The 10,864-nt window shown below is 57.6% G+C and carries 9 protein-coding genes; 4 read left to right on the plus strand and 5 right to left on the minus strand.

Translation table 11 applies throughout. The annotated features are described in order from the left end of the window. Window positions 1–150: 150 nt before the first annotated feature. A complete protein-coding gene (locus tag ACIOUG_RS25680) occupies window positions 151–435 on the minus strand; it encodes a hypothetical protein (protein ID WP_401069793.1) in 285 nt (94 codons plus the stop codon). 457 nt (window positions 436–892) lie between these two features. On the opposite strand from ACIOUG_RS25680, the gene ACIOUG_RS25685 reads away from it, so the two are divergent. Both ACIOUG_RS25685 and ACIOUG_RS25690 read left to right on the plus strand, forming a co-directional pair. Continuing rightward, entirely contained in the window at window positions 893–1,393 is a 501-nt protein-coding gene (locus ACIOUG_RS25685) for an Hcp family type VI secretion system effector (RefSeq protein WP_401069795.1), read from the plus strand. Continuing rightward, window positions 1,386–2,129, plus strand: coding sequence for a DUF4225 domain-containing protein (locus tag ACIOUG_RS25690; RefSeq protein WP_401069798.1), 744 nt, complete (start codon window positions 1,386–1,388; stop codon window positions 2,127–2,129). The genes ACIOUG_RS25685 and ACIOUG_RS25690 overlap by 8 nt, the downstream gene beginning before the upstream one ends. A gap of 659 nt (window positions 2,130–2,788) precedes the next feature. Here ACIOUG_RS25690 and ACIOUG_RS25695 read toward each other — a convergent pair. From ACIOUG_RS25695 to ACIOUG_RS25710, 4 genes are all read right to left on the minus strand, one after another. After that, a complete protein-coding gene (locus tag ACIOUG_RS25695; RefSeq protein WP_007950154.1) occupies window positions 2,789–3,337 on the minus strand; it encodes a cupin domain-containing protein in 549 nt (182 codons plus the stop codon). Window positions 3,338–3,924: 587 nt separating this feature from the next. Beyond that, a complete protein-coding gene (locus tag ACIOUG_RS25700; protein ID WP_401069800.1) occupies window positions 3,925–5,208 on the minus strand; it encodes an NAD(P)/FAD-dependent oxidoreductase in 1,284 nt (427 codons plus the stop codon). A 51-nt stretch (window positions 5,209–5,259) separates the two neighbouring features. After that, complete coding sequence (locus tag ACIOUG_RS25705; protein ID WP_401069802.1) at window positions 5,260–6,750, minus strand: aldehyde dehydrogenase; 1,491 nt, start codon at window positions 6,748–6,750, stop codon at window positions 5,260–5,262. A gap of 178 nt (window positions 6,751–6,928) precedes the next feature. Next, window positions 6,929–8,305 carry a glutamine synthetase family protein gene (locus ACIOUG_RS25710; RefSeq protein WP_401069804.1) on the minus strand — a complete coding sequence of 459 codons (1,377 nt, stop codon included), beginning with the start codon at window positions 8,303–8,305 and terminating at the stop codon, window positions 6,929–6,931. A gap of 282 nt (window positions 8,306–8,587) precedes the next feature. Here ACIOUG_RS25710 and ACIOUG_RS25715 point away from each other — a divergent pair, with 282 nt between their 5' ends. Beyond that, complete coding sequence (locus ACIOUG_RS25715) at window positions 8,588–9,349, plus strand: gamma-glutamyl-gamma-aminobutyrate hydrolase family protein (protein ID WP_367085015.1); 762 nt, start codon at window positions 8,588–8,590, stop codon at window positions 9,347–9,349. A 368-nt stretch (window positions 9,350–9,717) separates the two neighbouring features. Then, window positions 9,718–10,860 carry an ABC transporter ATP-binding protein gene (locus tag ACIOUG_RS25720; RefSeq protein ID WP_003226103.1) on the plus strand — a complete coding sequence of 381 codons (1,143 nt, stop codon included), beginning with the start codon at window positions 9,718–9,720 and terminating at the stop codon, window positions 10,858–10,860. Window positions 10,861–10,864 lie beyond the last annotated feature (4 nt).

The raw sequence follows: 10,864 nt of genomic DNA on the forward strand, positions 1-10,864 counted from the left end.
TAGCGTGTAGTCGCGCTGGCTCCGCCTTTTTCCGGTATCCATTGAATCCTCCTGAAGATCGGTCAGAAGGTGTAAACCTTATTCAGGACGAGACAACAGACAAAGAAAAGCCCGGCTCAAAAGACCGGGCTTTTTAGTGCGCGACATCCGTTAACCACCGCCGTTACCCCCGCTGCTGCTACCGGACGGTTGACCCGCAGGGCTGGGCTTGGACGCAGAAGGCACCGGCCCATTGTCAGTCTTGCCACCATCACCACCTTTGGGCAGCGAATTGGCATCCGGATCGGCGTTGGTGGCAGGAGACGCCGGGTCGCGAGTCTGGCTGTTGCCGTCGTTGGCCGTCGGGGTCGGCGTTTCGCCGGCCGCAACCGCGTACAGCGAACTGCCAGATAGCAACGCCGCGAGGGTAAACACCGCAATTTTAGGGTTCAGCATGGTGGTTCTTCCTTTGCCGGGTGAGTTACTGCATTGGAAGAACGTGCACGGCGAAGGTGCGGTGTGTCGGACGAATGGTTATCGCCCAGTCATTTCGCGCAATTTCAATATCTGAAAACCTCGTAGGAACACACTTCTTGTGGCGAGGGAGCTTGCTCCCGCTGGGCTGCGAAGCGGCCCCAAAACCCGATAGCCCGTTTCTCCCGGATATGCCGCAGGCCGCGAATTACACCGACTGCGTCGCCGAGCGGGAGTAATCTACCTCTCCACAGGGTGCAGTTCACGGCCTACAGCTCATCTAGTGGATGGCACTTCAGAGGAATCACTTCATAACTTCCACGCCCCTTGTAAGACACGTCCGAATATCACCAACAGTGAGCCAGTGCCTCACTGCTCCGGCTCTAGTTGACGATTACTCTTAGAACGAGAGTTCTCCATTCGTTAAAACAGAGTTTTTATGGCCAACCACAGTTACATGACTATTACCGGAAACCGACAGGGACTGATCTCCGCTGGTTGCTCCGACACCCATTCAATCGGCAATAAATGCCAACTGGGTCACCTCGACGAAATCATGGTCCTGGCCTACTCCCACAACATGACCACCGGCAATGACCGCGGCGTTACCGCCGACCGGGGCAAACACTTGCCCATCATGATCACCAAGCACATCGACAAATCCTCACCCCTGCTGTCCGCCGCACTTCACGAACGCGAAGTTTTGGAGTGCACCATCTTCTTCTACCGCACCTCCGCCGCTGGCACTCAAGACAAATACTTCAAAATCCACATTACCGGCGCAAAAATAGCCCACATCAACCTCCAGGTCCCCCACGCCATCCATTTGAACGACGCCCAGCCTCAGGAGTTGGTGTCATTCACTTACCGCGAAATCAGATGGACCCATATTCAGGCGGGCACGTGCGGTTTCAGCACTTGGGGAAATGACGATGAATGAGGATTCGTGTGACATCAACGACGTCACACGGGCAGCTTCCGATCTGGTCGCATTCGGGTGCCAGATCGGCGCGATTCAACTGTATGACAGTTTCAATCAGCTTCGATTTGGTGAGATCGTTTCGTCCTATGCGAATGAGGTTATTCGGGCGGTGGATGAAGGTTTCATTAGTGCCAAGCAAGGACTGCAGGAGCTCAGGGAGGAACACTCTGACTTATTGAACAAAGTATCGTTCTATGCTCAAAACGGCGTAGGTGTTGCCGCGGGGATGATGCAAATCCAAATCGCCTCAGTACATTTCGCTTCCAGAACACCAAAAAACGCAGTGGCCGGCACCGTCTATTCATTACATGGAGCTAACAATATCTATGAAGGACTAGCAAACATTTACTACGGCCCTGAAAACCCAGCAGTAGTTGGTCCAACCCGCAAACTCTATCAATTCTTAGCGGGTGACTCTTCCCGTGGAAATACTGCCTATTATGGCGTTGATATAGGGCTCTCTATACTCAGCATACTTCAACCAATTCGAAAACCCGACTCAGTGGAGCTATTCATTCGTGATCCTATGAATTATGAGCGGGCCTATAAGAGAATGGGGAAAATATCGCTTGCTTTTGAGACCTTGATTGACGGCATCACTATTAGAAACCTTGACAACGAAGTCACACAACAAACCAACAACAAAAATCACCGCCCACCTTTAAATCCTTCCCCGGACATAAAATATCCGTAAAAAGCGAAGAACACCGAAAAACTCAGTAACCTATACAGCACTTCCGAAAAACTCCAAGTATCGCTAATAAAGTAATAAGCGATCTCTTCAAATATAAGTGCACAACTGCCAGCGATGAAATGCCTTACCCAGGCAGGATAGCGTCTAGACCCGACATACCGACCTCGCAACTCAGTTACCTGATCGGGAAAGCAGTAGAAGAAATTTACATACAGATAAATCAGAAGCATGAAGCCCTCAGCAAATTTCCTGATCAGTCCTTCCAGCGGTAAAATCTGACTCATAAAATTTATTAGAACCATCGCGAAAATATAACTAAATGCGACAGTTAAAAAGAACAGAAGGACAACCTGACACAGAAATCGAATGCTCAACTTCACGACACCACCCGCACTAAACCATTAAAAACAATTAATTGAGTTCGAAAAAACAAAATCCTGATCAACAAAGAAAGAAGCGCACAAATATCAACACCAATGTAAACATGCACGGAAAGTCATAACACCATAAACCTTGCATCATCACGCATTAATTCAGAGCTGTCCTACAAATGAAAACCATCAAACCTACAAACCTTTCCTCGACTCGAAAAAAATCCGACGCCCTTCAACAAGGCGCCGGATTTACTTACAGCGTATGGTTTTTACCTAAAGCATCAATCAGAAGTTAGCAGGCGTATTCGCACTAATAATCTCCGCCTCATCCGCCCCGATATTCCGAAACTTATGCGGCAGTGTCGTCGGGAAGTAATACCCATCGCCGGCATTCAACACACTCACCGACCCATCCACGGTCAACTCCACCGTACCACGCGTCACCAACCCGCACTCCTCGCCCTCAGCGTGAACAATCGGCTCTTCCCCGGAGCTCGCGCCCGGTGCGTATTGCTCGCGCAGCAAGCGCATCTGGCGACTTGGCACTGAGGCGCCGATCAGCAGCAGGCGCAGGCCGTGGCGGCCCAGATCGGGTTGTTCGTTGGCGCGGAAGACGTATTGGTGTTCGCGCGGGGGCTGGTCGAAGGTGAAGAAGTCGGCCAGGGACATCGGGATGCCTTCGAGCAGCTTTTTCAGGGAACTGACGGAAGGGCTGACGCGATTCTGTTCGATCAGGGAGATGGTGGCATTGGTCACGCCGCTACGCCGGGCCAGCTCGCGCTGGGAGAGTTTGTAGCTTTCGCGTACTAGTTTGAGTCGAGAACCCGTATCCATGACAGCCTTATGTGAGTAGTACTTAAGGGCAATGGGGGTGGGTGGCGGGTGCCGCGCAAGGCGCGCGGATCACGTTGCTCCCGTGTCCCGGAACCGTGAAAGGCGGCTATTAAATCACGTTTGCCGGTGTTGCTCAGCAGGTTCGATGGACGGTGCGGTAAAAGTCCTTCTGGCCTTGGTAATACAAGCACTGTGGGAGCGAGCCTGCTCGCGAAAGCGGTGTGTCAGACGACATGGAGGTTGGCTGATATGGCCTCTTCGCGAGCAGGCTCGCTCCCACAGTTGGATCTCTTTTGTGTCAGTTGCCTTTGTGAAGTTTGTCAGGCCGTCATCGCTGGCAAGCCAGCTCCCACAGGGTTTGCAGTGTTTCTGTGGGAGGGATGGTGACTGGGCTGGCGCCATCGCGAGCAGGCTCACTCCTACATTTGGATCTTTAGTGTTTCAGTCGGATTGATGCTGCCTTTGCTGGCCTCTTCGCCAGCAGGCTGGCTCCCACAGTTGGACATCCGAGTGTCAGTGACATCGGCGGTGTTGCTACAGCATTAAAAAACCGGCGGGGTCTTGGGGGCCGCCGCCGGGGAGGTAACTTAGATGCCGAAGCGGTCGCGCAACGAGTAGTAGACGGCGCCAAGGGCGGTCAGTGGGGCGGAGAAGGTGCGGCCGCCGATCATTGGCATGTGCGGCAGTGAGGCGAACGCATCGAAGCGTTCGGCGTCGCCGCGGATCATCTCCGAGATCAGTTTGCCGGCCAGGTGCGAGCAGGTGACGCCGTGACCGCTGTAGCCCTGCATGTAGTAGGCGTTTTTCTCGATGCGGCCGAATTGCGGCATGCGTGACATGGTCAGCAGGAAGTTGCCGGTCCAGCGGTAGTCGATTTTCACGTCCTTGAGCTGCGGGAAGGTCTTGAGGATCTTCGGCCGGATCAACTGTTCAATGTCGTCCGGTTCGCGTGCGCCGTAGACCACGCCGCCGCCGTACAGCAGACGGTTGTCGGCAGTGAGACGGTAGTAATCCAGCAGATAGTTGCAGTCTTCGACACAGTAGTTGTTGGTGATCAGGCTGCGTGCCTGCTTCTCGGTCAGTGGCTCGGTGACGACGATCTGCGAGCCGCACGGCATGCTTTTCGCGGTCACGCGGTTGTCCAGACCTTGCGGCAGGTAGGCGTTGCCGGCGATCAGCAGGTACTTGGCGCGCACCTGGCCTTTGGCGGTGCGCACGACGTTCGGCTCGCCGTATTTGATTTCCACGGCAGCCGATTGCTCGTAGATCTTGCCGCCCAGACGCACGATGGCAGCGGCTTCACCGAGGGCCAGGTTCAGCGGATGCACGTGACCGCCCTGCATGTCCAGCAGGCCGCCAACGTAGGCGTCGGAGCCGACTTCGCGACGGATGTCAGCGGCGTCGAGCATCTTCAGGTTTTTGTTACCGTACCGTTCCCAGCTGCGCTTCTGCTCAGCCAGACCGTTGAGTTGTTTCCTGTTCATCGCTGCGAAAATGCCGCCCGGGCGGTAGTCGCATTTGATGTCGTATTGCTGGATGCGCGAACGGATGATGTCGGCGCCTTCGAAGATCATGCTGCCGAGGATTTCCGCAGTCTTGTCGCCGTAGCGCTCTTCGATCACATCGACGTCGCGACTGTACGAGTTGACCAGTTGCCCGCCGTTGCGGCCACTGGCGCCGTAGCCGACTTTCGCCGCTTCTAGCACCGTCACTTTGTAACCGGCTTCGGTGAGGAACAGCGCCGAAGACAGGCCCGTATAGCCGGCGCCGATGATGCAGACATCGCACTCGACCGACTCTTCAAGGGTCGGAAAGTCGATGACTTCGTTGCGCGTGGCGGCGTAGTAGCTGTTGACGTGTTGTTGTTTCATTTTATTGTTCTCCGAGGGTCGCCCATCAAAAGCGACCACCGCTGTAGAAAATCAGAGCTTGATCCAGGTCGCTTTCAGCTCGGTGTACTTGTCGAACGCGTGCAGCGATTTGTCGCGACCGTTGCCCGACTGTTTGAAGCCACCGAACGGTGCGGTCATGTCGCCGCCGTCGTACTGGTTGACCCACACGCTGCCGGCCCGCAGGCCACGGGCGAAGGTGTGCGCCTTGCTCAGGTTGCTGGTCCACACGCCGGCGGCGAGACCAAAAATGCTGTCGTTGGCGATCTGCAGCGCTTCTTCAACGCTGTCGAAGGTGATCAGCGACAACACCGGGCCGAAGATTTCTTCGCGGGCGATGGTCATCGCATTGGTCACGCCATCGAAGATCGCCGGTTGCACATACAGGCCACCGGTTTCTTCGAGGGTGCGCTGGCCGCCGGCGATCAGCTCGGCGCCCTGCTCGCGACCGATGCTGATGTAGCGCAGCACGTTGTCCAGTTGCCGCTGATCAACCACCGCGCCAACGGTGGTCGCCGGGTCGAGGGCATGCCCCGGTTTCCACGCTTGCAGCGCTTCCACCAGCAGCGGAATGAATTGCTCGCGGATCGAACGCTCCACCAGCAGACGCGAACCGGCGGTGCACACTTCGCCCTGGTTGAAAGCGATGGCGCCGGCCGCAGCCTGGGCTGCCGCGCGCAAGTCCGGGGCGTCGGCGAACACCACGTTCGGGCTCTTGCCCCCGGCTTCGAGCCAGACACGTTTCATGTTGCTTTGGCCGGCATAAATCATCAGCTGTTTGGCAATCGCCGTGGAGCCGGTGAAGGCCAGCACGTCGACGTCCATGTGCAACGCCAGCGCTTTGCCAACGGTGTGGCCGAAGCCCGGCAGGACGTTGAACACGCCTTTCGGAATGCCCGCGTCCAGCGCCAACTGAGCGATGCGGATCGCGGTCAGCGGCGACTTTTCCGAAGGTTTGAGGATGAACGAGTTACCGGCGGCCAGGGCCGGGGCGAATTTCCAGCTGGCCATGATCAGCGGGAAGTTCCACGGCACGATGGCTGCGACTACGCCGGACGGCTCGCGGGTCACCAGACCAAGTTGATCGTGCGGGGTGGCGGCAACTTCGTCGTAGATCTTGTCGATCGCTTCGGCGCTCCAGCGGATCGCGTTGGCGGTCGCCGGAATGTCGATGCTCATCGAATCGCTGATCGGTTTGCCCATGTCGAGGGTTTCGAGCAGCGCCAGTTCTTCCTGGTGTTGCAGGATCAGATCGGCGAAGCGAATCAGGATGCGCTTGCGCTCGGCCGGGGCCTTATGCGCCCACACGCCGGAATTGAACGACTGGCGTGCGACGTCGACAGCGAGGTTGGCGTCGGCTTCATCGGTGCTGGCCACGGAGGCGAGGAAACGACCATCGACAGGGCTCAGGCATTCGAAGGTGGCGCCGCTGATCGCCGGGCGGTATTCACCGTTGATGAATGCGCGGGATTCGATGGTCAGGGACTGGAAGCGTTGTTCCCAGTCGTTGCGGGTGGTGGTCATGGTTGTGGCTCGACAAGGGGTGGGTGAGCAGCGGACGAACGCCGCCGATCAAAATCTGGTAACCGACCCCCTGTAGGAGTGAGCCTGCTCGCGATAGCGGTGGGTCAGTCACCATCACTTTTGAATGTGGCGACGCTATCGCGAGCAGGCTCACTCCTACAGGGAATGGTGCTGGGCTTTAAACGGTATGCAGATACCAGTTGTACTCAAGGTCGGAGATCGAGTTCTCGAACTCGGCCAGCTCGCTTTCCTTGCATGCAACGAATACGTCGATGTACATCGGGTCGATGTACTTGGCCATGACTTCGCTGTCGTCCAGCTCGCGCAACGCGTCGCGCAGGTTGTTCGGCAGGCTCTGTTCGTTCTGCTCGTAGCTGTTGCCTTCAACCGGCGCGCCTGGCTCGATCTGGTTGGTCAGGCCGTGGTGAATACCGGCCAGCACCGAGGCCATCAGCAGGTACGGGTTGGCATCGGCACCGGCCACGCGGTGCTCGATGCGCACGGCGTCCGGCGAACCGGTCGGCACACGGACCGCAACGGTGCGGTTGTCGATGCCCCAGCTCGGCGAGTTCGGCACGTAAAACTGTGCGCCGAAGCGGCGGTACGAGTTGACGTTCGGGCAGAGGAACGCCATTTGCGCAGGCAGGGTCTCCAGCACACCGCCGATCGCGTGTCGCAGCGCGGCGTTCTGCTCGGGATCCTCGCTGGCGAAGATGTTGTTGCCTTCTTTGTCCAGGATCGAAATATGCACGTGCAGACCGTTGCCCGCCTGGCCCGGATACGGCTTGGCCATGAAGGTCGTATCCATCTCGTGATCGTAGGCGATGTTCTTCACCAGACGCTTGAGCAGGACCGCGTAGTCGCAAGCCTTGATCGGGTCGGAGACGTGATGCAGGTTGACTTCGAATTGCGCCGGGGCGCTTTCCTTGACGATGGCGTCAGCCGGGATGCCCTGCTCTTTCGCGCCTTCGAGGATGTCTTGCAGGCAGTCGACGTATTCGTCGAGATCGTCGATCAGATAAACCTGAGTCGACACCGGACGCTTGCCGGAGACCGGCGAACGTGGCGACTGCGGACGGCCGTTCACGTTGTCCTGGTCGATCAGGTAGAACTCCAGTTCGAACGCGGCGCAGATGGTCAGGCCCAGTTCGTCGAATTTGCGCACCACGTTGGCCAGCACTTCACGCGGATCGGCGAAGAACGGCTCGCCTTCGATCTCGTGCATGGTCATCAGCAACTGTGCGGTTGGGCGTTTCTGCCACGGCTCGATGCTCAGGGTGCCGGGGATCGGGTAGCAGATGCGGTCGGCGTCGCCGATGTCCAGACCCAGGCCGGTGCTTTCCACCGTGGAGCCATTGATGTCGAGAGCGAAGAGCGAGGCCGGCAGGTTGATGCCTTTCTCGTAAACCTTGTGAAGACTGGTGCGCTCGATGCGCTTGCCGCGCACCACACCGTTCATATCCGCAATCAGAAGGTCGACGTACAAAACCTCAGGATATTTCTTAAGGAATGCGTTTGCTTCGTTGAGTTGAACGGTACGCAGAGGGACCGACATGATGCACCTATTTAGCTGTTAATTATTATGTTCACCGCTGTTTCGCCGAGCCAGTCAATCCGAAAGGTAAAGTGAAGTCAATAGCGAACACCTGGCCGCTCAGCGTTTATTTTTCGGGCTTTTTTTAACACTCTCGTGCCAATGCAGGCGCCACAAGGCCTGGAATCATGAAGATTTGATGAACGGCGTTTAGAATTTTTTACATGGCAGTTGTTAATTAAAATCAACGAGGCTAAGCTCCGGAAAAGCTCGTTCAAGTGTCAAACTTCGAGGTGAATAAAAATGGCATTCAAGCCATTGATCGGCGTTACTGCGTGCGTCAAACAGATTGGCCTGCACCCCTATCACATCAGCGGCGACAAGTACGTACGTGCTGTCAGCGTTGGCGCTCAGGGTCTTCCAGTGGTCATTCCGTCCCTTGGCAAACTGACTGAAATCGAAGACCTGCTCGGTCAACTCGACGGTCTGTTGCTGACCGGCTCGCCCTCGAACGTGGAGCCCTTCCACTATCAAGGCCCGGCCAGCGAACCCGGCACGGATCACGATCCGGCGCGGGACGCCACCACCCTTCCTTTATTGCGTGCAGCCATTGCGGCGGGCGTTCCGGTGCTCGGCATTTGCCGTGGCTTCCAGGAAATGAACGTGGCCTTCGGCGGCAGCCTGCACCAGAAAGTGCACGAACTGCCGGGCATGCTCGATCACCGTGAAGCCGACAGCCCCGACGTGGCCGTGCAATACGCACCGGCGCATGCCGTGAGCGTGCTGGCGGGCGGTGTGTTCGAGGCGCTAGAGTTGCCGGGCGAGTTCCAGGTCAACTCGATTCACAGTCAGGGCATCGACCGCCTCGCCCCCGGCCTGCGTGCCGAAGCGGTGGCGCCGGATGGCTTGATCGAGGCGATCTCGGTCGAGCACAGCCCGACCTTCGCCCTCGGTGTGCAATGGCACCCGGAATGGCAGGTGCTGGACAACCCGAACTACCTGAAGATTTTCCAGGCGTTCGGCGCGGCTTGCCGGCAACGGGCGGCGCGACGCAACCAGCGCTGACACAACCCAGGATTTCAAAACTGTTTACTGCCCCCACGGGGTCGGCGGCGGCGCGCGTGCGCATCCGTCATCCGTGAAAACAACAAACCGTAATAACAACAAGTACGACCCAGGCAGCCAGGACGGCGGCGCCGACCAAGCCCTCGGCAGCGCAAGGTCAGTTAGGCATGCGCAATTCCCCCTGTAGGAGTGAGCCTGCTCGCGATAGCAATAGACCAGTCAACAGAGATGTCGACTGAGATGGCCTCATCGCGAGCAGGCTCACTCCTACAGGGGATATGTAATGACTGAAATTGCGCTTACAGGCTTGCAATCCACTTAAGCCCGGCCACGTTGGCCGAGCGAACGAAACCTGTTGGGAGTTTCACATGGCAAACGCCTCCAGCACTTACCGGAAGGCACTTGAAGGCCACCAGCAACCGAAAAAGGTTCTGGTGAAAGTCGATCGTGTCACCAAGAAGTTCGACGAAACCACGGCCGTGGACGATGTGTCCCTGGAGATCCATCAGGGTGAAATCTTTGCCCTGCTCGGCGGCTCCGGTTCGGGCAAATCGACCCTGCTGCGCATGCTCGCCGGTTTCGAGCGCCCGACTGAAGGGCGGATTCTGCTCGACGGTGTGGACATCACTGACATGCCGCCGTACGAGCGGCCGATCAACATGATGTTCCAGTCGTACGCGCTGTTCCCGCACATGACTGTGGCGCAGAACATCGCCTTCGGCCTCAAGCAGGACCGTTTGCCGGCCAGCGAAATCGACGCCCGCGTCGAAGAGATGCTGCGCCTGGTGCACATGACCCAATACGCCAAACGCAAACCCCATCAGTTGTCCGGCGGTCAGCGCCAGCGCGTTGCCCTCGCCCGCTCCCTGGCGAAACGCCCGAAGCTGTTGCTGCTCGACGAACCGATGGGTGCGCTGGATAAAAAACTGCGTTCGCAGATGCAGCTGGAACTGGTGCAAATCATCGAGCGCGTCGGCGTGACTTGCGTGATGGTGACCCACGACCAGGAAGAAGCCATGACCATGGCCGAGCGCATCGCGATCATGCACCTCGGCTGGATCGCCCAGATCGGCAGCCCGGTGGACATCTATGAAGCGCCGGTCAGCCGCATGGTCTGCGAGTTCATCGGCAACGTAAACGCCTTCGACGGCACCGTGGTGGAAGACCTTGAAGGCCACGCCATCATCCACAGCCCGGACCTGCAACAGAAGATCTACGTCGGCCACGGCGTCAGCACTTCAGTACAGGACAAGTCGATCACCTACGCGATCCGTCCGGAAAAAATGCTCGTCAGCACCATCAAGCCCGAAGTCCGCTACAACTGGTCCGAAGGCAAGGTCCACGACATCGCTTACCTCGGTGGCCATTCGGTGTTTTACGTCGAGCTGCCCGGCGGCAAGATCGTCCAGTCGTTCATGGCCAACGCCGAACGCCGTGGCGCGCGTCCGACCTGGGACGACAAGGTCTACGTGTGGTGGGAAGACGACAGCGGCGTGGTACTGCGCTCATGAGAAC

Origin of the sequence: Pseudomonas sp. NPDC087803 (genome assembly GCF_044742995.1) — a bacterium.
Classification (GTDB): Bacteria; Pseudomonadota; Gammaproteobacteria; order Pseudomonadales; family Pseudomonadaceae; genus Aquipseudomonas.